The sequence below is a fragment of the Bacillus sp. AY3-1 genome, assembly GCF_008368785.1.
Taxonomy (GTDB): domain Bacteria; phylum Bacillota; class Bacilli; order Bacillales; family Bacillaceae_G; genus Bacillus_A; species Bacillus_A wiedmannii.
Genome location: NZ_QORZ01000015.1, coordinates 85,492 through 109,366 on the forward strand (window position 1 = coordinate 85,492; position 23,875 = coordinate 109,366).

General features: G+C 32.6%; 20 protein-coding genes and 1 pseudogene. 16 read left to right on the top strand and 5 right to left on the bottom strand.

Annotation, left to right across the window (positions count from 1 at the left end; all coding sequences use genetic code 11):
• Window positions 1-396: 396 nt before the first annotated feature.
• Window positions 397-1,734 (bottom strand): NAD(P)/FAD-dependent oxidoreductase, encoded by a 1,338-nt coding sequence (locus DN389_RS10855; protein ID WP_088122948.1) that lies wholly within the window; start codon window positions 1,732-1,734, stop codon window positions 397-399.
• Window positions 1,735-1,999: 265 nt separating this feature from the next.
• Complete coding sequence (locus tag DN389_RS10860) at window positions 2,000-2,803, bottom strand: cell wall hydrolase (protein WP_098802812.1); 804 nt, start codon at window positions 2,801-2,803, stop codon at window positions 2,000-2,002.
• A 290-nt stretch (window positions 2,804-3,093) separates the two neighbouring features.
• Between DN389_RS10860 and DN389_RS10865 the strand changes: the two genes are divergently transcribed.
• The 12 genes and pseudogenes from DN389_RS10865 to DN389_RS10920 all read left to right on the top strand — a co-directional run bounded on the left by DN389_RS10865 (window position 3,094) and on the right by DN389_RS10920 (window position 15,382).
• A complete protein-coding gene (locus DN389_RS10865; protein ID WP_098190035.1) occupies window positions 3,094-4,935 on the top strand; it encodes a S8 family peptidase in 1,842 nt (613 codons plus the stop codon).
• Between the two features lie 177 nt (window positions 4,936-5,112).
• Window positions 5,113-6,093, top strand: coding sequence for a phosphatidylinositol-specific phospholipase C (locus DN389_RS10870; RefSeq protein WP_088064265.1), 981 nt, complete (start codon window positions 5,113-5,115; stop codon window positions 6,091-6,093).
• A gap of 231 nt (window positions 6,094-6,324) precedes the next feature.
• Entirely contained in the window at window positions 6,325-8,040 is a 1,716-nt protein-coding gene (locus DN389_RS10875) for a methyl-accepting chemotaxis protein (RefSeq protein ID WP_149237107.1), read from the top strand.
• Between the two features lie 223 nt (window positions 8,041-8,263).
• Window positions 8,264-9,673, top strand: a complete 1,410-nt coding sequence (locus DN389_RS10880) for a GH1 family beta-glucosidase (RefSeq protein WP_088064263.1) — start codon at window positions 8,264-8,266, stop codon at window positions 9,671-9,673.
• A gap of 30 nt (window positions 9,674-9,703) precedes the next feature.
• Window positions 9,704-10,411, top strand: a complete 708-nt coding sequence (locus DN389_RS10885; protein WP_088122945.1) for a GntR family transcriptional regulator — start codon at window positions 9,704-9,706, stop codon at window positions 10,409-10,411.
• Window positions 10,412-10,626: 215 nt separating this feature from the next.
• Window positions 10,627-10,818 (top strand): hypothetical protein, encoded by a 192-nt coding sequence (locus DN389_RS10890; protein ID WP_000575326.1) that lies wholly within the window; start codon window positions 10,627-10,629, stop codon window positions 10,816-10,818.
• Window positions 10,819-10,871: 53 nt separating this feature from the next.
• Window positions 10,872-11,552: pseudogene (gene bshB2 / locus DN389_RS10895) on the top strand (bacillithiol biosynthesis deacetylase BshB2).
• A gap of 23 nt (window positions 11,553-11,575) precedes the next feature.
• Window positions 11,576-12,349 carry an alpha/beta fold hydrolase gene (locus tag DN389_RS10900; RefSeq protein WP_088122944.1) on the top strand — a complete coding sequence of 258 codons (774 nt, stop codon included), beginning with the start codon at window positions 11,576-11,578 and terminating at the stop codon, window positions 12,347-12,349.
• A gap of 68 nt (window positions 12,350-12,417) precedes the next feature.
• A complete protein-coding gene (pdxR, locus tag DN389_RS10905; RefSeq protein ID WP_048545917.1) occupies window positions 12,418-13,851 on the top strand; it encodes a MocR-like pyridoxine biosynthesis transcription factor PdxR in 1,434 nt (477 codons plus the stop codon).
• A gap of 33 nt (window positions 13,852-13,884) precedes the next feature.
• A complete protein-coding gene (locus DN389_RS10910) occupies window positions 13,885-14,241 on the top strand; it encodes a CidA/LrgA family holin-like protein (protein WP_060487518.1) in 357 nt (118 codons plus the stop codon).
• A gap of 23 nt (window positions 14,242-14,264) precedes the next feature.
• Window positions 14,265-14,936 (top strand): LrgB family protein, encoded by a 672-nt coding sequence (locus tag DN389_RS10915; protein ID WP_149237108.1) that lies wholly within the window; start codon window positions 14,265-14,267, stop codon window positions 14,934-14,936.
• Between the two features lie 20 nt (window positions 14,937-14,956).
• Window positions 14,957-15,382 carry a YfmQ family protein gene (locus DN389_RS10920; RefSeq protein WP_088064260.1) on the top strand — a complete coding sequence of 142 codons (426 nt, stop codon included), beginning with the start codon at window positions 14,957-14,959 and terminating at the stop codon, window positions 15,380-15,382.
• Between the two features lie 22 nt (window positions 15,383-15,404).
• Here the strand turns inward: DN389_RS10920 and DN389_RS10925 are convergent, their stop codons facing one another.
• Window positions 15,405-15,818 carry a CBO0543 family protein gene (locus DN389_RS10925; RefSeq protein WP_137035405.1) on the bottom strand — a complete coding sequence of 138 codons (414 nt, stop codon included), beginning with the start codon at window positions 15,816-15,818 and terminating at the stop codon, window positions 15,405-15,407.
• On the bottom strand, window positions 15,781-16,959 hold the full coding sequence (locus DN389_RS10930; RefSeq protein ID WP_149237109.1) for a DUF2515 domain-containing protein: 1,179 nt from the start codon (window positions 16,957-16,959) through the stop codon (window positions 15,781-15,783). The genes DN389_RS10925 and DN389_RS10930 overlap by 38 nt, the downstream gene beginning before the upstream one ends.
• Before the next feature lie 308 nt (window positions 16,960-17,267).
• Between DN389_RS10930 and DN389_RS10935 the strand changes: the two genes are divergently transcribed.
• From DN389_RS10935 to DN389_RS10950, 4 genes are read left to right on the top strand one after another with little or no spacing between them, the layout of a single operon-like run.
• Window positions 17,268-18,254 (top strand): UDP-N-acetylglucosamine 4,6-dehydratase family protein, encoded by a 987-nt coding sequence (locus DN389_RS10935; RefSeq protein WP_098190038.1) that lies wholly within the window; start codon window positions 17,268-17,270, stop codon window positions 18,252-18,254.
• Window positions 18,251-19,162: an SDR family oxidoreductase gene (locus DN389_RS10940; protein ID WP_149237110.1), complete on the top strand. Its 912-nt coding sequence runs from the start codon at window positions 18,251-18,253 to the stop codon at window positions 19,160-19,162. Before DN389_RS10935 ends, DN389_RS10940 begins: the two co-directional genes overlap by 4 nt.
• A gap of 25 nt (window positions 19,163-19,187) precedes the next feature.
• Window positions 19,188-19,508, top strand: coding sequence for a DUF6572 domain-containing protein (locus DN389_RS10945; protein ID WP_060487512.1), 321 nt, complete (start codon window positions 19,188-19,190; stop codon window positions 19,506-19,508).
• 48 nt (window positions 19,509-19,556) lie between these two features.
• Window positions 19,557-20,624 (top strand): undecaprenyldiphospho-muramoylpentapeptide beta-N-acetylglucosaminyltransferase, encoded by a 1,068-nt coding sequence (locus DN389_RS10950; protein WP_087985008.1) that lies wholly within the window; start codon window positions 19,557-19,559, stop codon window positions 20,622-20,624.
• A gap of 96 nt (window positions 20,625-20,720) precedes the next feature.
• On the opposite strand, the gene DN389_RS10955 is transcribed toward DN389_RS10950, so the two are convergent.
• Window positions 20,721-23,441, bottom strand: a complete 2,721-nt coding sequence (locus DN389_RS10955; RefSeq protein WP_142354640.1) for a sensor domain-containing phosphodiesterase — start codon at window positions 23,439-23,441, stop codon at window positions 20,721-20,723.
• Window positions 23,442-23,875: the final 434 nt, after the last annotated feature.

The window sequence follows — 23,875 nt, forward strand, 5'->3', positions numbered from 1 at the left end:
AATGAACCATTTAATGGTTTCTAAAGGTAATAATATGAAGTATTCATATACGTACAATGGGGAATTTTAAAGCGCAAATCTATTTTTTGAAACAGAACAGAAAAAGTCATAGTTGTAGTAAAAAATACTTATAGACATCCTAACATATTAAACACTATGATGATGTTACAAAATATCGAACAAATGAAAGTGGAAATGAATAGAGGCTTTTAAAACTGTCGACATTCAATTTGTTAGAATTGAATGTCGATAGTTTTACCATACATAGTTATGTTAAATATGTATCTCGTAAAATCCCGATTCTTGGCGGGATAATCATTAGCAGGGGAAGGACAAGGTACATAAATAAAGTGTTATGGAAGTTAAAATATTTGATTGCTATCTTAATGAAAGAAATTAAATATGAGATAAATATTTTCCAACATACAACCCACTTGCAGCAGCTTGAGATAATGAATGAGTGACGCCTGAACAATCTCCAACTAAAAATAGTCCATGCACACTTGTTTCAAAATGGTTATTGGTTTTTATCGTAGGAGCATAGAACTTTCCGTCAATTCCATATAATAAAGTATCTTTATCGATCGGTTCCTGGATAAATTGTTCTAAACGTAATAAAAATTCTTTAAGCCCTTCAATATATAATCGAGGAATTTCTGTATTCAAATCTCCATAATCTCCTTGTAATGTAGGCTGTATACGGTTATGTTTCATGCCGTTCTCTGTTGTAGGTTGTTTATTTAGTAAGTCCTCTAAGCGCTGTATAACAATTCGATCTTGTCCTTGGTTAATGCTTTTAATAATTGAACTTGCGTATACATTTGCTTCTTTGAGAGTTGAAAAATAGCGCGGGATAAATAAAGTGAAATTTAAGTTAGGTGTGCCAGTTCCTTCCTCTCGAAAATTTTGACCGTCAGGCATAACTAAACCTTCTTCGTACTTTCTAATGATGCGTCCTTTCGGATTCATACAGTACGTAGTTGCTGTGAATTGTTCATGCTCATAAGAAAGTTTTGTCTCAAATGTATCTTTTAATATAGAACGTAATTGGTGTTCTTTCATCTCTACTCTAATACCTAAATCTACACGAGTTTGTTCCTGAGAAATATTTAGAGAAGTGCACATTTCTTTTAACCAATCCGCTCCGGAACGCCCAGTTGCAAACACTAGTTGCTTAGATTGAACTATTCCTTCATTTGTCTCTATTGTAAAATGATCTTTCTGTTTCATAATATGTTGTACATCTATATGAAATTGAATATTTATTTTCGTAAGTAAAAATTCATAGAGCTGCTGAAAAATGTCACTTGAAAGGGTAGTACCAAGATGTCTTACTTCTGTTGTTAGCATTTGTAAACCACACGTTTCTGCTCTCTTATTGAGATTTGGATTTTCTGTAGAGTATTTTGAAACAGAACTTCCTCCGAACTGACATAGAATTTCATCTACTTCAGCCATGAGTTGAATAAAGCTTTCTTTACCGACTTTTTGCTCAAGTTCTCCGCCAAATCCGTTTGTATAATTAAATTTCCCTTCAGATTTTCCTAAACCGCCAAACCCAAAATATTTATCACATGTAGTACAAGTACACACTTTTCCTTCGTCTAAAGGACAATGGCGATCTTCTAGCGCTTTACCTTTATCAAGAATTAAAACCTTTTTGTTACTTTTAGCCAGTGAATAAGCCATAAAAATGCTACTTACTCCAGCACCGATAATTGTAACGTCATACATATTTTTCCACCTGCTAACGAATAGTTTGTTTTTATTTTTCTAGTGTATAACAATTTTATGAAGTTAAGAAATAGCTTTTATTAATAAAGAGGGAGTTTTTGAACTTGATGCTTTTTTAATTTCTCGGAGTGGTGGGATAAATACAAATGTTTTTATTTGAAAGAAGAAATAGTTTTAAATAATCACTATGTCATATGATTAATAAAATCTAACATATAAAGAAACAGACCTTTCAAGTGAAGAGGTCTGTTAATGATTTCAAATGTTATTTAGCAAACAGATGGTTACCAATTACTGCTACTGTTTGACGTGTCGTAATCCATTTGTCTGTTGATGTTTTTGGATTATAGAAATAAAGCCAATCAGAATGTATGCCATTTGTGGAGATAGCTTCTTCTACTGCCATTTTTGCTTCTGGGCTTGCAGGCTGATTAATTCTTCCATCTGTAACAGGAGTAAAGGCATATCCGTATTTAATAGGTTCATAAATAACGCCTGTTATTGTATTTGGAAAACCTTTTGCGTTTACACGATTTAGTATAACTTTTGCTACAGCTACTTTACCTTTATAGGATTCGCCACCTGCTTCAGCGGTAACTAAGCGTGCCATTAAGTCTTTTTCTTTTTCTGAAATGCTTGAGTTAATTTTTAAATGTTGTCCTGTATAAAGCTTGTTTCCGGCTGTATTGTTAATTTGTTTTATAGATTGAACGGTAACATTGTAACGCTTTGCTATCGTTTCTAATGAATCTCCCTGTTGTACTTGATAAATAATTTGTCTAGAAATGTTCGCAGGTTTGGGTTTGGCATTTTGACGACCGGTGATTTCATTTGAGTTCGTGGCCCCTGGAATATTTAACTGTTCACCAATAAAGGTTTGATCGTTTCCTTTATTATTAGCCTGTTTAATGGATTGTATTGAAAACCCGTATTGTTTACTAATGCCCCAAAGTGTATCATTCTTTTTTACTGTATGAATGGTAGATGCTTCAGCTGTACTTTGATGACATACGAATGTAATTGCAGCTGCAGATATAGGGATTATATGTTTTATTTTTAATAATTTCATTGTAAATCCTCCTAGCAAAAATAAGGTGAAATTGTTAAGTAATATAGTTCAGAATGTCTATACATAATATTTTAATATAAGTATATTAGCACGTATAAAATAAATAATCATTATAAGTTTCTTATTTATGTAGTGTAGAGTCCGAATATGAAATATTGCATATGAAAATACATTGAAGTTCATATTGCTGATTACTATAATCTATTTAGTAGAAAGGGAATATGTTATATAAATAAAATCATTATAGATTAATATAATGATTACATATTATTAATAGGAGGAGTGATGTAATGAATATATTTAAAAGAATATCTGTTTCAGCTGTAATTATTTCAATATTTTTAGGAATAGGGGACACGGTCAATAGTGTAAAGGCTGATTCTATAGAACAGCAGAGTAAATTAGGGATAGAACAAGAAACAGATAAGCAAATCATTGTAAAATTCAATGCGGATTTGAAATTACCATATGAAGATGGTATTGAAAAACAGATACAAGCTCAAGCAAGTGATAAAGTACTAGAAGATCTTTTGGTAGAATATCCAGATGTAACATTCACTCGTTTATTCACATCTGTAAGTCCAGAAGAAATACAAGACCTTGAAGTGAAAGCACCCAATAATGTATCTACAAGTTTATTAAACTACTATATTCTTCAAACTCAAAATGGTGAGCAGAAAGAGGAACTAGTAGATAAGTTAAAGACATCTTCTTTAATAGAAGATGTGTATATGCAGAAGCAAGAAAAAATAACGCCACCGGAAGTGCAAATATCAAGTGTAGCTCTTAGTCCTAATAACAATCCTAGATTTAAACAACAAGGTTATCTTGAAGCAGCACCATACGGTATTAATGCGCCTTTCGCCTGGGGAGTTCAAGGCGGTAATGGAAATGGTATAACTTTTGTTGATATGGAATATGGATGGCTATTAAATCATGAGGATTTAGTACATCAAAATATTGAATTAATGTCTGGAAGAAATATAGATCAGCATGTTGGACATGGGACCTCTGTACTAGGAATTGTATCCTCCGAAGATAATGAAGTGGGGAATATTGGGATTGCGCCAAAAGCGAAAGCGAAAGTGATTTCTCAAATAAGAGATAACGGACAATATAATACAGCTGATGCGATATTAAGTGCTGTAAATCATTTAGAAGCTGGGGATGTTTTATTATTAGAGGCACAAGCTTCCTTTGATGGATATGGTGATAAATATTTACCTGTTGAAGTACAACCAGATATCTTTGATGCAATTCGTGCTGGTACAGATAAAGGTGTTGTAATTATAGAGGCTGGAGCAAATGGGTGGAATGATTTAGATCAATTTAAAGATAGAAATGGTAAACAAGTCTTAAATCGTAATAGTAAAGAATTTAAAGATTCAGGTGCAATTATGGTAGGAGCGGGCTCTTCATCTTTCCCTCATGAGCGTATGTGGTTTTCAAATTATGGAAGTCGGATTGATGTGTACGGGTGGGGAGAAAATGTAGATACAACTACAGCCGAGCAAAGTAGAAGTGCTGTAAATCTTTATACTACAAGCTTTAGTGGAACATCTAGTGCGTCGCCAATTATTGCTGGGGCAGCGACTTTAGTACAAAGCATTGCTAAAAAAAATTTAGGACAACCGTATAGACCAAGTGAATTAAGAACGATATTAAGTAACCATAACACTGGAACGAAATCTAAAAATCCATATGCAGATAAAATTGGTGTTTTACCAGATTTGAAGTCTATACTAGTAAACTTAGGGTATGAACAAAGAGAACTGAACGGTGGGAATGAGTTACAAGTAACAGAAAATGAACCAAATAATGAACCTAGACAGGCAAATAAAGTTAACTTTCATACACCAATGAAAGGAACACTACATAATCGTGATAAGGTAGATGTATTTACTTTCCAAATTGACTCACCAGAAAATATTAATATTTCTCTACTAAATGAACAAAACATTGGAATGACATGGGTACTTCATCATGAATCAGATTTAAACAACTATGTAGCATATGGTGAAAATGAAGGGAATGTAGTTAAAGAAACTTATAATGCAAAGCCAGGTAAATATTATTTATATGTTTATAAGTATGAGAATAAAGATGGTTCATATATATTGAATATAAAATAAACGAAAGGAACTTCAGATGAAGTTCCTTTAAATTTTTCTAATTCAGTATATGTGAATGATTTTTTAACTTTACTTCTATGCAATATTTCATATTGATGAAATGTTATTTATTTTTTACTCACCAGATTATATTATATTCAATAAGTTTGATATAAAACAGAAAAAGGAGGAATAATAATGAGCAATAAGAAGTTTATTTTGAAATTATTCATATGTAGTATGATATTTATCACATCTGTATTTGCTTTACACGATAAGCAAGTCGTTGCAGCTAGCTCTGTTATTGAACTTGAAAATTGGTCAAAATGGATGCAACCTATACCTGATAACATCCCGTTAGCACGAATTTCAATTCCAGGAACACATGATAGTGGTACGTTTAAATTACAAAATCCAATAAAGCAAGTATGGGGAATGACGCAAGAGTATGATTTTCGTTATCAAATGGATCATGGAGCTCGCATTTTTGATATAAGAGGCCGTTTAACAGATGATAATACGATAGTTCTTCATCATGGGCCATTATATCTTTATGTAACACTGCATGAATTCATAAACGAAGCGAAACAATTTTTAAAAGATAACCCAAGTGAAACAATTATTATGTCTTTAAAAAAAGAGTATGAGGATATGAAAGGGGCAGAAGGTTCATTTAGTAATACGTTTGAAAAAAATTATTTTGTTGATCCTATCTTTTTAAAAACAGAAGGAAATATAAAACTTGGAGATGCTCGAGGGAAAATTGTACTACTAAAAAGATATAGTGGTAGTAATGAATCTGGAGGATATAATAATTTTTATTGGCCAGATAATGAGACGTTTACGACAACTGTAAATCAAAATGTAAATGTAACAGTACAAGATAAATATAAAGTGAGTTATGATGTGAAAGTAAAATCTATTAAAGATACGATCAAGGAAACGATGAACAATAGTGAGGATTTAAATCATCTATATGTTAATTTTACAAGCTTGTCTTCTGGTGGTACAGCATGGAATAGCCCATATTATTATGCCTCTTATATAAATCCCGAAATTGCGGCATATATTAAACAAGAGAATCCAAAAAGAGTTGGTTGGGTGATCCAAGATTATGTTAGTGATAAGTGGTCACCGATTCTCTATCAAGAAGTTATAAGAACTAATAAGTCACTTTAATTTTCACCATAATTTCATAGAAACAATGTAACGCTATTAAAAGTCTTGTGGAATTCCCATAAGACTTTTTAGTATTGGATATTATGAGAATCAAAGTTCTTTGAATAGGTTTATATAGTTAATATAATAATTTAATGCAGTTATAAAATCGACACAAAAAAATGTCGATAAATGTCGAATATTATTGTAATATAAAACATATAAGTATAATATACAGATGAGGTGGAATTGTTGTCTTTTATTAAAAATAGTAAAATTGGAACGAAATTAAATGTGTTAGTCATTATATCGAGTTTGGCTTGTATCATGTTATCTTCTCTAGGGTTTTTAGGGCTTCAAAAAGGTGAAAATACATCTTCTAGTATGTATGACGAAAGGCTATTACCAATTGAATGGATAGGAACTGTAGAATCAAATTTTTACCATGTTAATATGAATTTTATGGAGATTATGATATCGAAAGATGAAAAAAGAATGAAAGAACTAATAACAGAAATGGATAAGACTAGGAAAGAAAATGATGAGTTATTAAAACAATTTGAAACTAGAATTAGTTCTCATAAAGAAAAGGGCTTGTATAATGCATTTCAAAGTCAATTCAAAGATTTAAGAATACAAATGAAGAAAGCACAGGATTTGGGACTGACTAATAATGAAGAAGCTTATAGCTATTATTTAAAAGAAATTGAGCCTAATATGGGAAAAACAATTCAGTCTATCCGTGAACTTATTTTATATAATAATACCGCGGCTGAACAACTACAAAAAGAGAATATCAATAGTGTGAAAAATACAATAATAACATTTGTAATTATTTCATGTGTTGGAATCATAATAATTATTTTTATTGGTTTTATAATAAAAAATACTATAAAAAAACCAATTGTATTATTACAAAAAGATATGGAACGAGTATCTGCTGGAGATTTAACAATTCGAACTTCTTATAAATCCGAGAACGAATTAGGCCATATTGTACAATCCTTTAATAGTATGTTAGATAACTTGCAACAATTAGTCGGTCAGGTGAAGGTTACAGCAAAAGAAGTGATTATTTCAACTGAAAATATGTTACAAGAGACAAAAACGGCAGCACATATATCAAACGAGGTTGTTCGAACTACTTCTGAAATAAATAAAGAAATAGAGGGACAAGTGACTAGTATTCAAGAAAGTTCAACTGCGATGGAAGAAATTGCAACTGGAGTTCAAACAGTAGCTGAATCTTCAGCGATGGTTGCTGAAGTTGCTGTTGCAACAATAGACCAAGCAAATGCTGGTAGTGAAGTTATAAAACAATCTATTCGTCAAATGAATAGTGTGAATGAAGTTGTCGAAGAAACTGCTAAGGTCATTGATAGACTTGTTACACGTACACAACAAATTGAAGAAGCGCTAGATATTATTACTAATATTGCAGAACAAACGAATTTACTGGCCTTAAATGCTGCAATTGAGGCAGCACGCGCCGGAGAAAATGGAAAAGGATTTGCAGTAGTTGCAGCTGAAGTAAGAGGTCTGGCTGAGAAATCTAAAACGTCTGTAAATGATATAAATAATTTATTACGTTTTATACATCAAGATACACAGGATACAGTTCATGTAATGAAAAAAGGTCATCAACAGGTTAGTGGTGGTAAAGAAGCAGCATATAAGGCAGAACTCACATTTTCATCTATTATGCAAGATATTAATAGAATAACGTCCCAAATTCAAGAAATGTCTGCTGCCACAGAAGAAATGTCTGCTGGGACAGAAGAAGTGAATGCCTCTTTATCAATAGTTTCTGAAACTGCAACACAAGTCGCACAAGAAACGAATCGAACGGTACAATCAATTCAAGCACAAGCCACATTGATTCAAGAAATAACGACGAAATCTAATGAAATGAAAAAGAAAGTCGAAAATTTAGAAATGCTAATTTCACAATTCATTATTGAAGAATAAGTTTGTTAACATTTATCATTAGTATAAACTTTAAGATACTCAATATAGTCTGCGTTGCACAATTTGAAAAAGGACCTTTATAGGTTCTTTTTTTGTAAATGGTGTGAATGCTATGTTCTATTATAGTGAAAAACAGAAACTTAATAATCATTTAAATTTGTACCTATAAATTTTATATGTAATAATGAATTTGATTTATTCTAATGAAATGGAGGTATATACTATGAAGTTTCCACATGATTTTTTATTCGGAGCTGCTTCAGCTTCTTATCAAGTAGAAGGTGCATGGAATGAGGATGGAAAAGGTGTTACGAATTGGGATGAGTTTTCAAAAATTCCTGGCAAAACATACAATGGAACAAATGGTGATGTAGCGGTTGATCATTATCATCGATATAAGGAAGATGTTCGTTTAATGGCTGAGATGGGATTGGAATCGTATCGTTTTTCGATTTCTTGGGCGAGAATATTGCCGAATGGAGATGGAGAGGTAAATGAAAAAGGCATTAAATTTTATAACAATTTAATTGATGAATGTTTAAAGTACGGGATTGTACCGTTTGTCACTTTATATCATTGGGATCTACCATTACCGTTAGAAAAGGATGGTGGGTGGACGAATAAACGAACAGCAGATGCTTTTGTAAAGTATGCCGAAATTTGCTTTAAAGCATTTGGTGATAGAGTGAAACATTGGATTACTTTTAATGAAACAGTAATGTTTTGTGGATTAGGCTATTTAAAAGGTGCACATCCACCAGGGATAAAAAATGATGTTCCAAAGTATTTTCAAGCGACTCATTATGTATTTTATGCACATGCGAAAACAGTTGCGGTGTACAAGCAGCTGAAACAATATGGGGAGATTGGGATTACACATGTTTTCTTACCTGCTTATAGTGTGGATGATGAAAAAGAAAATATACTAGCAGCAAATCATGCGAATGAATATGAAACGTATTGGTATTATGATCCAGTTTTAAAAGGTGAGTATCCACCTTATGTTGTTCAACAATTAAAGGAAAAAGGGTGGACTCCTAATTGGACGGTTGAAGAATTAGAAATCATTAAACAAAATGCCGAAAAGAATGATTTTATTGGCTTGAATTATTATCAACCAATACGAGTAGAAAGATACGATATGGATATAAAGAGCGATGAGCATTCTCGAGAAAACTCAACACTTGCTCCAGGTAATCCTTCTTTTGATGGTTTTTATCGCACAGTAAAAATGGATGATAAAACATATACAAAATGGGGATGGGAAATATCTCCCGAAGGTTTCTTAGATGGATTGCATATGTTGAAAGAGCGTTACGGTGACATAAAGATGTATGTAACGGAAAATGGACTTGGTGATGAAGATCCAATCATTGAAGGAGAAGTTGTAGATGTTCCGAGAATTAAATTTATTGAAGAGCATTTAAAAGTAATAAAGCGTGCAATTGAAGAGGGAATCAATTTAAAAGGTTATTATGCATGGTCAGTGATTGATTTATTAAGTTGGTTAAATGGGTATAAAAAGCAATATGGCTTTATTTTTGTCGATCATAATGATAACTTAAAACGTAAGAAAAAACTTTCGTTTCATTGGTATAAACATGTGATCGAAACGAGAGGAGAAGAGTTATAACAGATAAAAGAGTATTTTAGGAGAAAGTGTATGAGTGCAAAGTATAAACAAATTGCAGATGTGTTAGAGCAAAACATTAGAGATGGGCTTTTTAATGAAACGAAAAAACTACCTACAGAAGAAGCTTTGATGAATCGGTTTGAAGTAAGCCGTAATACGATACGTAAAGTAATTAGTCAGCTTGTAAATAGAGGTTATATTTTTCAAGTGCAAGGTAGTGGTATGTTTTTACGTGAAACTTCTGTAACAGATTACATTAATTTAGGAAGTTTACGTGGATTAACGAAAAATCTCGTTTCGCAAAATATTGAAACGAAAGTGTTAGAGCTTGAAGTAATAGATGCGGACGAAGATATAGCAAAGCGGATGCAATGCGAAGCTGGAACTAGGATATATTTTTTGAAGCGTTTAAGAATTGTAGATGGTAAACCATTCTCTATTGAAGTAAGTTATTTCAAAAAGGATATTATTCCATATTTGAATAAAGAAATAGCATTAAGCTCTGTATACAGTTATTTCATTGAAGATTTACGATTAAATATTGGCTTTGCCGATAAATTTATTAGTTGTGAAAAAGTAAATAAAGAAAACGCGCAGCTGTTAGAATTAAATGAAGGTGATCCGGCGCTTCTTATTGAAAATACAGTATGTCTTGTAAACGGGACAATTTTCGAGTTATCTCAATCGATGTTTCATTATGAAAAGACTAAACTTTTAAATCGAATTAATTTCAAATAAAAATAGAAAATAATTTATCGTGTGAAAAGCAACTGAGTCCAAAGTGATCAGTTGCTTTTTATTTTTTAAAGTGGATGAGCAAAAAAACACAAAAGTGGTTGGTCCGTTTTTTGTAAACATCTATTATGATAAGAGAAGAAAGGTAGTATGTTATTAAAGTTTTAAAGAGGAAGTTCTTTATTAAAATAGATTGTCTTTAGAGAGGTGAAAATACAATGATTTTTGCAATTTCACTAGTGGTTATTATTGTAATTGGATCCCTGTTTGGGACCGTGTTAGTTGCACGAAATGTGGAGGAGAATTACGGCAAGTCTACAAAGAGAAATGTGAAAAACTTATCAACTATTTATATTCTTCTTCTTTTCGTACTACTTGTTGGGGTAACGTGGTATGCGGTAGTGATTTAATAGTTTTGAAAGAAAAAAGTTAATATTGTATATGATGGAGGAGTATGATTTTGATAAAAAATGAACGCCACGTTTTAATTGTTTTTCCGCATCCAGATGATGAGTCATATTGCGTGGCAGGTACAATTTTAGCTTATGCGCAGCGAAATGTTCCTCTTACTTATGTTTGCTTAACGTTAGGTGAAATGGGGAGAACGATGGGGAATCCTCCTTTTGCAACACGTGAATCATTAAATGTTATAAGAGAGACGGAACTAAAGAGGGCTACAAATATTTTAGGGATTAAAGATTTACGTATGATGGGATATCGTGATAAAACTCTTGAATTTGAAACTCCCGGAGAGTTAAGACGTGTATTACAAAAATGTGTAGAAGAAGTGAATCCTTCGTTAGTTATTTCTTTTTATCCGGGATAAGCGGTTCATCCAGATCATGATGCAACAGGAGAAGCGGTAGCAGAGGCGTTAGCTAATATTCCGGAATATAAAAGGCCAACATTTTATGCGGTAGCTTTTTCGAAGAATCATGAAGCGGAAATAGGTCCTCCGCATTTTAAAAACGAAGTGAAAGAATATGTTCCCAAAAAATTAGAGGCATTGCAAGCACATGCATCACAATTTGCGACGAAAGTAACGGAACTAAAAAGAGAGTATGAAGAAGGTGTACCGGAAACAGTAGAGTGGTTAGAAAAGGAACCATTTTGGATATATTCATTCAAAGATAAGAGTAAGTGACGTTATAGCTGAAGGTGATGAATATGTATTTTGAATATAAGAATCGGAAAATTTCTTACAATATAGAAGGATCGGGCCCTGTTATATTGTTATTACACGGTCTTGGTGGGAACGCAAACAATTGGCTATATCAAAGGCAATATTTCAAAGAGAATTGGACTGTGATTTCTCTTGATTTACCGGGGCATGGGAAATCGGAAGGGCTGGAAATTCTTTTTAAAGAATATGCAAATGTATTGTATGAGTTATGCAGTTATTTAAAGCTACAAAAAGTAGTTATGTGTGGTCTTTCAAAAGGAGCTAGAGTCGGTATCGATTTTGCTATTCAATATCCAGGCTTTGTTTCTAGTTTAATTGTTGTAAATGCATTTCCCTATTTGGAGCCTGAAGATCGAAAAGAACGAATTGAAGTATATGATTTACTTAGCTTACACGATAATGGAAAAACATGGGCGGATACATTATTGAAGGCGATGGGAGTAGCAGATAATGAAGTAATTGTTAGGGGATTTTATCAATCTTTACAGTCTATTAATTCGGTGCATATTCAAAGATTATTTGCTGAATTAGTAGATTATGATCAAAGACCGTTTCTTTCAAATATTTCATGTCCTACTTTAATTATAAGAGGGGAAAATGATGATTTCGTTCCCGAGAAATATGTAAGAGAGTTTGAAAGACGTTTGAAAAATACAACTTTTATTGAGTTTAAAAATAGTGGACACTTACCTTATTTAGAACAGCCGACTAGCTTTAATATGACGGTAGAAAGATTTTTAAATCATGTAATTAATTAATACTATTATTAAAGTTAATACTGTTATTAGGGAATCAAGGATAGTTCGTTTTGAGAGGGGGCAACAAGGTGGAATGGAAACCAAATCGTGCAGATAAGACGCCTGTATATAAACAAATAGCGGATTATATGGAAAGGGGTATTTCTTCAGGTGAGTTTCCTTCTGACAGCAAGTTACCTTCTGAGCGTACGTTAGCGAAAGAATTACAGGTGAACCGGAGTACAATAGTAGCTGCGTATGAAGAATTAAAATCACTTGGAGTAGTAGAACGGCAAAAGGGAAGCGGAACAAGGGTCAATACAGATATATGGGGTGTCTCACATAAACGAATACCGAACTGGGGTAGGTACGTGGAGGATGGATCGTTCTTACCTAACGTACCACTCGTTCAACAAATTAGAACGGAAACACAAAAAGACGACTTAATTAATTTAGCGAGTGGTGAATTGTCACCAGAATTGATTCCGAGCGATAGATTCCGAACGATTTTGTCGGAGAAAACATTTATGGAAAACCTCGGTTATGACCATCCGCTTGGAAATGAAATGTTGAGAAAAACAATTGCAGCACATGTTCAGCAATATAAACAAATTGAAGCAGATTCGAATTCTATCCTTATTACATCTGGCGCACAACAGGCACTTAACCTTATCGTGCAATGCTTATTAAAACCAGGAGACGCGATTGCAATTGAAGATCCGTCGTATTGTTTTTCATTGCCGATGTTTAAATCTGCTGGCTTAAAAATATTCCATCTACCTGTTGATCAGCATGGAATGAATCCAGATGACTTAATTGATTTGCATAAAAAGCATCGTATTCGCATGGTATTTTTGAATCCAGATTATCAAAATCCAACGGGAACTGTGTTGTCATTAGCAAGGCGTAAAAAGGTTTTAGAGCTGTCTTCTGAATTTGGTATACCGATTGTAGAAGATGATCCGTATAGTTTAACTTCATTTAATGGAGAAGTGAATCCTACATTAAAGTCAATGGATCAAAACGGGAATGTTCTTTATATAAGTTCATTATCAAAAATTGTTGCATCAGGATTACGTATTGGCTGGGTAATTGGCCCTACGCGTGTAATAGAACGTTTAGCGGATGCAAAACAGCAAGTTGATTTTGGCCATAGTGTATTTACGCAGTGGGTGGCAAATCAATTTTTAGAATCAGAAGATTTTCATGCACATATTACAATGCTTCGTGAGCAATTGAAAGACAGAAGAGATGTGTTAATTAGAAAGCTTGAAGAAATATTAGGGGACCAGGTTGAATTTTTTGTTCCAGAGGGTGGAATACATTTATGGTGCAAAGTGCAAGGAACATTTGATGAATATCATTTATTAGGCGAATCTATACGAAATGGTGTAGCGTTTGTCCCGGGAAGTGTTTTAGGTACTAAAAATGAATATATTCGTTTTACTTTTGGGAGAGTAGATGTCGAACAAATTCAACTGGGAATTACGAGGTTTGCGGAAACGTTAAATGAGATCTCATAATAGTGATGCGTAATATTGAAATGGGGGAAAGAAATGAAGTACGTGGCGCTTTTACTGCAAGTAGGCGTGCTATATGTATTTAGCTTAGTTGGTACGTGGATTCAGGAAGTATTCCATTTATCAATGCCAGGAAGTTTAATTGGGATGTTAATGCTGTTTCTGCTCCTTTCTACTCGTATTTTACCATTAAAGTGGTTTGAGGAAGGTGCGGAAAAGTTACTCGTATTTTTACCGTTATTTCTAATTCCTTCGACAACAGGGCTGATGGAATTCGGGTCTTTTCTTTTCGGTAAGGGGAGTATTATATTCCTGTTAGTAGTTGCAAGTACGGTAGTAACTTTAATTGTTTCAGGATATATAAGTCAATTATTAGTAACATCAAAAAAATAAAATCGACAAGGTGCACGATGCAAATGGTCTTAATTATTATTACTGTAGTAATGTATGTATTGGCGACAAAGTTATATAAAAAAATTCCGTTTCCATTTACGTTACCGGTGTTAACAGTTACAGCGAGTATGATTTGCTTATTTTTAATTTTTGATATTTCTCATCATGAATATAGGGAACATGGGGGAGATATTCTTTCCGGCTTATTAAGTCCTGCAATTGTAGCGTTAGCGATACCTTTATTTAAAGAGCGAAACATACTTATGAAAAACTTTTTGTCGATACTTATCGGTGTAGCGGTAGGTATAGTGGTTTTAACGAGTATGAATGTAGTGATTGGCGGGATGTTAAATATAGATAAGGAACTCATATTAACAACACTGCCGCAATTAGCGACGATGCCTATTGCTATTTCATTAGCGGATCAAATTGGCGGTATTCCATCTATGACTTCTAGTTTTGTAGTTGTTGCAGGGATAACAGGTGCTATTATCGGACCAACAGTACTTAAGTTTTTCCGAATAACAAGTACGATTGGAAAAGGAGTGGGGATGGGCTGCGCATCACATATTATCGGTGTGAGCCGTCTCGTGAAGGAAGGCGAAAAAGAAGCGACAATCGGTTCGGTAACGATGATTGTAACGGGAATACTCATTAGTATATTCATACCGTATGGAACGAAATTTATATTTTAAAATGTAATGGAGATGAGAAAATGACAACATGGTTTATAGTTACTTTATTTATTTTTGGCGCTGTTAAAGTGCTAGTTTCTAGTATGCCAACTTCTGTTGTAGAATCAATTATTAGTAGATTTGAATTGCATCAAAAACTTGAGGAAGAGAATACCTCTATATCGATAGATGGAAAGAATATAGAGGGAGAAATGAAACGACAAGTTATTCATGAATTTAATGAAGCTTTATTTTTAGATAAACATTATTTCCCGCCACATGGAGAAGGAACACCACTTGTTATTGATACGAAGAAAGGGAATAAAGAGATTAGATTTTCTCTATATAGCCATGAGGAACATGTTGATGTAATCAAGCAATATAAGAAGAAAATCGTTGCTTATCGTTTACGTTCAAAAAGTCTTCAAACTCTTGCACCATTAGCAATAACCGAAGATTATGCTTAAGAAGAGATCGATTATGGTCTCTTCATTTTTGTATGAAATGATATACTTTCCAAATAAAAGAAAAGAAAATCATATAGCCAAATAAAGAATATGTATGATTCCAATCCAAGCTATGAATAAAGAAACCGAATCTTTCAGCAACTTGTTCAAAAATGCTGGCAAAAATACCTATTGAAATAATAAGTAGAATTCTAGAAATTGTAGATAATGTTTTGGAAATTTGTATAAAAACAGCTGTTAAAATCGGTAGTACAAACAAAGTAAAGCCAATGTTAACTGAAAATATGGATGAGAATGGTCTAACGGGAAAGGAATAGATTTGGTTCGCAACAAAGAAAGCATCTAAGCAAGTTCCGATAATAGAAGAGAGTAAGATTGTAACTGCTAATGCTAGAAAATCATTCTTCTTCTCGAAGGAGGACGTTTTTCTTTGCAAGAATTGCCAACTCAATTGTTTCGAGTGTTTTACAGTAGTCTTCTGTAATTTGTCCATTTATATTTTCCTCCTTATCTACTAAGTAATTTACAACTTGCCAGTCCGTAAACCAATCTTCATTGTCAACTTCTTCATGCTTCATATCTCGCCATGCATAGATGAGTGCAGGACTGTATATACGATAAGCGCCACTACGCAACTGGCATTTCTTTATTCGACGCTTATAAAACTCACGGGAAAAAGATTCATTGATACTTGAAAATAAATGAGGCCAGTAATCTTTCCTTGATCCTGTATGCGGATGGTGCTGGGCCCAGCTTATTATTTGAGATAAAACATGTGTGTCTCGAAATAATAATGAATACAACCTTTTTCCAATTAAGATTCGTTCGTGTAAGGAAGTGAAATGTTTCATTGTATCACCAAATAGTAATACTTTGAGTTTCTTATCATTTTCGTAGAATGGGAAAAGAATATGATTAAATTGAAAGAAATCAAAGAGTTTAAATCCAATACTATTAAGTACAGTCTTTTTAAATTGTATATTTTGAATCACTCTTTTTTCTAAGTAGTGTTGCTCATTAATAATAGTTGCAATGGCTAATGTTTTTTTGTTACCTGTTTTCCAAAAATCGTTCCACATCGTTTCCATAAATGTAGAAACATTTAGGTGAGGGAGAAGGTGAAATAGCTTTTGTGCTCTTTTCACACTTTGTTCATAAAGCAGAAATTGAGGATATACATCTTGGAAAATAAGCCAATTCCCTCTTTCTAAAAAAGAAAAAAATGTGATTTGATCTTTCTCTGATAAAATTTTCGTATATAAATCGCCCTTTAAATCAGTCATATTCCAACCGCCGTTACGTGATACCATATGCCCAAGTAGTGCCCAATGTATTTCTGGATATTGAGTGTAAAATTGGTAGTATGCTCGTGTTCTTGTCACATTATTTTTATTTAGCTGTTCAGTTTGTATTTTTATGTTGTTGATGATGAGTTGCTCTTCTTTCGTTAATTTATACATCGAGCCAGAATGTATGAGTTTGCTTTTTTGTTTTAATTCATTTTTTACATCAAATAGGGAGAGAGGCAGTGCTTTGGAAGGTCCGTTATATGTATGATTTGAATTGCTTCGGTACATTCCGTTACCTCCATTTTTCATAAATTTAAACATGATTATTGGCTATGAATCGTTCTATTTATTTTATTACGAGTATAAGAAATAAATGAGCGGTGTTTTTATAAGGGTTTAGTTATCATGCAAAAAGTATAAAAAATCTTACTGTTGTGAGGTGAAATAAAAAACAGAAACTATTTTTAATAGTTTCTGTTTTTTTATTTTGTCAATTAAATGTAACAAACGACAATTATGATTTAAATCAATTGAAAATAATTCAATAAATTTTATAAATACAATTTTAATTGAAATGTGTGGTAGGAGGAAAAGAAATGCTAAATAAAATAATTTTAATTACTGGTGGTACAGGTTCGTGGGGACAGGAACTTATAAAACAATTATTAGAAAAATCACCGAAAGAAATTAGAGTTTTTTCAAGAAATGAAACGGTTCAGTTTGAAATGCAGCAACAGTTTATAAATGATGATAGATTAAAATTTATTATTGGAGATATTCGTGATAAAGATCAACTAGTCTATGCATGCCAAGGTGTCCATTATGTATTCCATCTTGCAGCTTTAAAACATGTTCCAGTATGTGAGTATTATCCTTATGAAGCTATAAAAACAAATATACATGGTACACAAAATGTAATTGAAGCATCTATACAGATGCAAGTTGAGAAAGTTATATATGTTTCAACGGATAAAGCATCCGATCCATCAAATACGTATGGGATGACAAAAGCAATTGGTGAGAAGTTAATGGTGCATGCGAATATGCAAACGAAGAAAACAAAATTCATTTGTGTTCGTGGTGGAAATGTTTTGGGGACGAGCGGAAGTGTGGTACCACTCTTTAAAAAACAAATTAAAAAATCTTTACAAGTAGGGATTACCGATGCAAATATGACTAGATTTTTCTTAACGATTGAAGATGCTGTTGGATTGTTATTTAAAGCCGTATATCAAGGTAGAGGTGGGGAAATCTTTGTTATGAAAATGCCGGCATGTAAAATAACAGATTTAGCAGAAGTGTTAATTGAAGATTCGAAAAAGGAAAACGTGAAGGTAAAAGAAGTAGGGATAAGACCGGGTGAAAAATTAAGTGAAATGCTTTTATCTGAGGTAGAGAGTAAAACAAGTATAAGTTTTGATCAAAATTATTTTGTGGTACTACCGACTATTCCTATAGAAGGACTGCAAGAATATTATGCTAGCTATCCGCTTGTGGATGTGAAGAGTTTTAGTTCTCAACAAGACTTACTTACAAAACACGAGGTGAAACAAATGTTATTAAAAGGAGGGTTTTTACGATGAAAAAAAATGCGAGTCTTTTAATAACTGGTGCAAATGGTTTCACAGGACGCCATGCTTGCCAATATTTTTTAGAGCAGGGCTTTCATGTAATTCCTATGTTTCAAAATCGTGCACATAGAGAAATAATTGGGAATGGTATTACTTGTAATTTAACTAATAAGAGCGAAGTAATGAAGGTAATGAAACAAATAAAGCCAGATTATGTATTGCATTTAGCAGGAAAGAATTCGGTCATAGAGTCTTGGACAGCTGCTCTTGAATATGTAGAGGTTAATGTAATAGGGACGTTATATTTATTAGAAGCAATTAAGCAAGAAGTACCTCACTGTAGAACATTGGTTATAGGATCTGCTTTGCAAGCAGATAATATGAGCAATATAAAAATTTCAAATCCATATAGTTTAAGTAAAACGATGCAAGTCATTATTGCAGAGGCGTGGAGTGAATTAATGAATTCAAATATTATCATTGCAAAGCCCTCGAATTTAATTGGTCCAGGAGTATCGAATGGTATTTGTTCTATTCTTGCAAAAAAAATGATAACTATAGAGTCGAATAAAAGTGAAGCAATTATTGAAGTAAACAGTTTGAAAGATAGTAGGGATTTTCTAGATGTACGTGATGCGGTTAAAGCGTATCATGTGTTATTGCGCGATGGAATAAATGGAAAACAATATAATATTGGATCAGGGATAAAACGGTCTTTATTAGATGTAATAGAACAATACAAAGAATTAACACAGCTGAGTTTTTCCATAAAAGAAGCAGAGCATAGTGGAAGCGAATCAAATGAGAGTTTAGTAATAGAGGATATAAAAAGGTTAGGTTGGGTCCCAGAAATTCAATTCCATCAATCATTAAAAGATGTACTCGAGTATGCGAAGTGTAGTGAAATCTGCATTCAATGAAAAATGAAAAGGGTGTAAGAAATATATGAATGGCTATAAAACAATGGATAATCAAAATACGCTATTTCTTTTAATTGTTGATACGCTGGACTGGAAAGATGAGGAAGAGCATGTTTTGTGTATCTATGAGGCGATAAATAAATGTCAAGCCTATGTGGAAGGTAAAAAGGGTGATAGGAAAAATCCAGTAATAGGTACAGGAACTAGGCCTGTAATTCAAGTCTTTGCTCAGTATGAATGTAGTGAGTATGGAAATGATTTTTATGATCTTATTAAAGATTTTTTGCAAGATATAGGGTTTGAGCTAAATGTTTATATAAATAATAGTAAGTTTACTTACATTTAATAGATTAGTATAAAACAAGATTTTTAATGATAAAGGTGGATATAAATTATGAATAAAAAGATTCTCTTTACTGGGGGCGGTACAGCCGGACACGTAATGATTAATATGGTATTGATTCCTAAATTTATGGAAAAAGGATGGGGAATTGAGTATATTGGATCTCAAAATGGAATTGAAAAACTATTAGTTCAAAATGTGAAATACAATAGTATTTCAACGGGGAAGCTTAGGAGATATTGGGATTGGGAGAACTTTAAAGATCCTTTTAAAATAATAAAAGGTTGCATACAAAGTTATAAATTGATGAAACGAATAAAACCAGATGTTGTTTTTTCGGCAGGAGGATTTGTGTCCGTTCCTGTAGTAATAGGAGCGTGGATGAATAAAGTACCTGTAATAATACGTGAACCAGATAGTACGTTAGGATTAGCAAATAAAATAGCATTACCTTTTACTACAAAACTATGCACAACATTTCCTCAGACAGGAGAAAATGTAAGTAATGAGAAGAAGGTTTATGTAGGACCAATTGTAAGGGAAGAAATTGAGAGGGGCAATGTATTGCGGGGAAGAAGCTATTGTAAATTTCAGCAAGATAAACCAGTATTGTTAATTATGGGTGGGAGTCAAGGTGCTCAATGGATAAATGATATGGTAAGGGGAAGTTTGGAAAAATTACTATTAAATTTTAATATTGTTCATATGTGCGGTAAAGGGAAGGTGGATTCATCTATTGGTATGGAAGGTTATATGCAATTTGAGTATATAGGGGACGAGTTGCCGCATATACTAAATATGGCGAGTGTTGTAGTTTCTAGAGCAGGTTCTACTGCTATTTCTGAATTGCTATTTTTGAAGAAACCGATGTTGCTTATCCCGTTAACTAACAGTTCTAGTAGGGGAGATCAAGTTTTAAATGCTGAATATTTTTCTCGGCAAGGATATGCGGAAGTTATAATCCAGGACAGAATAAGTACGAATGTATTCATACATGCAGTAAATAAGTTGTATACAAATAAGGAGAGATATATTCAAAACATGAATGGATATAAGAAAACAAATGATGAGGGGATTCATCAATTAATAGATATAATAAATGAAGTGGTGAAGGAATAGAAATTTAAATAAAAAAACAAAAGGAAAGAAGATATCTTCTTTCCTTTTTACTATAGTTGTTCAAATTCATTATTACTTATCCATATTAGCAATATACTATAGGTGAATACCGATTTCTAATAGCTCAGTAAATGCATGAGTATGGATAGGTTTACTATAATAGTAACCTTGAATAAACTGACATTTATTTTTTTGAAGGAAATTCACATGTTCTTTCGTTTCTACACCTTCTGCAATGACAGACATTTCTAATGTATGTGCTAATGTGATAATCGTTTTAATAATTTCCATTCCATCTTCACACGTTTCAGACATTGTAATAAATTCTCTTGGGATTTTTAACGTATCTATTGGATATAAAGGTAAATACGCTAGTGAAGAATAACCTGTACCAAAGTCGTCGATTGAAATGTGAACTCCTAAACCCTTTAGTGTGCGGAGCTTTATCAATGTTTCTCGCTCATCCATCATTGCAATGCGCTCTGTTAATTCAAGGTCGAGAGAACTTGCCGGTAAGCCTGTAGTTGCTAATGTAGAAGAAATAGACTTTACAAAATCTTCTTGTTCAAATTCTTTAGCAGATAAGTTTACACCAATTTTTAAATGAGAATATCCGAGTGTGTGCCAACGTTTCATTTGCTCACAAGCCTGCTGCAATGTCCATTTTCCTATTGGAATAATTTGTAGTGTTTCTTCAGCAATCGGAATAAATTCATATGGAGAAATAACGCCTAATTCAGGATGATTCCACCTGATTAGAGCTTCTGCACCGATAATTTTATTAGATTCACTATCAACTTGAGGTTGATACAAAAGGAACAATTCTTCATTTTGTATTGCGTTTGGTAAATCTTTTTCTAATCGTAATCGTCTTTCAATTTTTTTAGCGATTACATCGTCATAAATAGAGACAGAGTTAAGCTCTTTTGCCTTTGCATCATACATTGCAACATTAGCGTTTTTCAAAAGTGTAGCGGTATCGATTCCGGAATGTGGATAAATAGCGATGCCGATACTAAGTGATAAAGTTAATGTATGCTCATGTATGACAAACGGTTTTTCCATGCATTCAAATAACTGGTTGCATAAATCGAATAAGGAATCTTCGTCAGTATAGTTTTCAATTAAGATTGTAAATTCATCGCCACCGATTCTTGACAGATGAGTATGTGATGGAAGACATGATTGGAATCGCTTCGCTACTTCTTCTAATATGTGATCTCCTGCCGAATGTCCAAGTGTATCGTTAATTGCTTTAAAGCGATCTAAATCTAAGTATAATAATGCGAGCTCACTGTCTGTTGTTTTAGCATTTTTTATAACTCTTTTTAATTTCTTATGGAAAAAGGCACGGTTCCCAATTTTCGTTACCGTATCATGGAATGCTAAATACTTTATTTCTTCTTGTTGCTTTTTTAGTGCGGTAATATCTTTTACCATAATATAACTTCCTGAAATTTGTCCGTCTATTATAATAGGGACGATGGTAACGTATAAAAAATAAGTAAAACCATCTTTATATTTAGAACTTAGTTGTAAGTATGCCGATTCTTGTTGTTTCACCTTTTCTAATGCAGATGTTAGTTTATGTTTGTCTTCATCTAAAATAATCGAAAAACAAGTTTCACCGAGTAACTCATCTGTTGGTGCTCCAAGTAGTATACTTCCGGCTTGATTTACATTTAAGAATACGCCATGTAAATCAATTGTAAAAATAGGATCAGGGTGATATTCATATAACGATTTAAACTTTTGTTGTTTTTGAGATAGAGCCTCTGATTTATGAACTAAATCAGAAGTCCGTAAAGTCACCTTTTCTTCTAGTTGTGCATTGAATGCCTGTAAACGTTTTGTTAGGGAATTGTTTTGCATACGTACAATAGAATGACGAATGAGTACGAAAATAAAAGTAATACAATTTCCTGTAATGAGAGTTGAGGATGATGTTTGTTCTTTTAATGTAAACCCGATTAGTATTGCAACAGCAAGATAGGGAAATACAACTAAAGCCTTTTTTCCTATTATAGGGTTAACAATGAAATAATTTTTATGGCTATTACGATCTGCTGAAATAGATCCAGCTATTGCAATAAATAATATAGGTATTCTATATAAAAGACGTAATAATGTTATCGTTTCAGTTGCTAAATGGTTATTTAAGTAAAAATAAATATAGTTAAAAGTTGCAGAACTTATCAATACAAAAATAAAGATATAAATCTTCCGTTTAGAATTAAAAATTGTCGGACGGAAAAAGAGACTAACGCCTAGTAGAAGAAACAATAAATCTGCAATTGGATATAGAAATGAAAGGAAAACATCGCCTAGTGAAAGAGAGAATATATTTAAATTTGGTTGATTAAATAAATACCACTCTAATGTGAATATGGAAGTAAGTACTATACATATATCACAAATAAAGAACGTTTTTTCCCATTTATCGCATTCTTTTAAAATTTTATAACTGAAAGCGATAAGACAAAAGAGTAGAAAAAACATGTAAAATACATCAGAAATAGTAAAACGATGTATTGGAATTTCGAAGAAACTATCTTGATATGTATATACTATTTTACCTAATAAAAAACTCCCAATTGCTATCGTGATACATATCCAAAACGGATTTGAACTGACTTTTTTAGAATATATAGAATAAATTAGTGATACAAATGTAATGGCTTCAACAATAAGTGAAGCGAAGCGTACATCCGAATTTGAAAAATGAGTAGGGAACAGATAAAAAAATATAAAATAGATTGAATAGCATATTAATGTTCCGATTAATATACATAGTTGTAAATTTTTATTTAATTTCAATAAAATCACCTTCTTTAATTATGCACTATATTCGTAATATCTATACATAATAATATTACTTAAAAATTGTATCAGATTTCCTTGTAAAAATCTTGTTTATAAGGAAAGTATTGAAGAGTTTAATACTTCTTAAAATTAAAAAAACATTGCGTTTGATAGTATGTATTGCATCAAGATTTTAAATAGAAATTGTATATTTAGTCATCCTTTGAATTGTAAAGGTTTTTTAGTGATTTGCAAGCGGAGATGCAAAATTGCATATAAAATGATGAGAATCCTCTTTCTAGCTGATCTTTTGATTGTTATAGGCTATTTTAAGTAAGATTTTCATTTTTAATCTGAAAATTAACATTTGTAAAAATGTTACGAAAGGATATAAAATAAGAACGTGTATTCTTACAGAGTGGATAGTATTTTCACTAAATAGGGAGGAC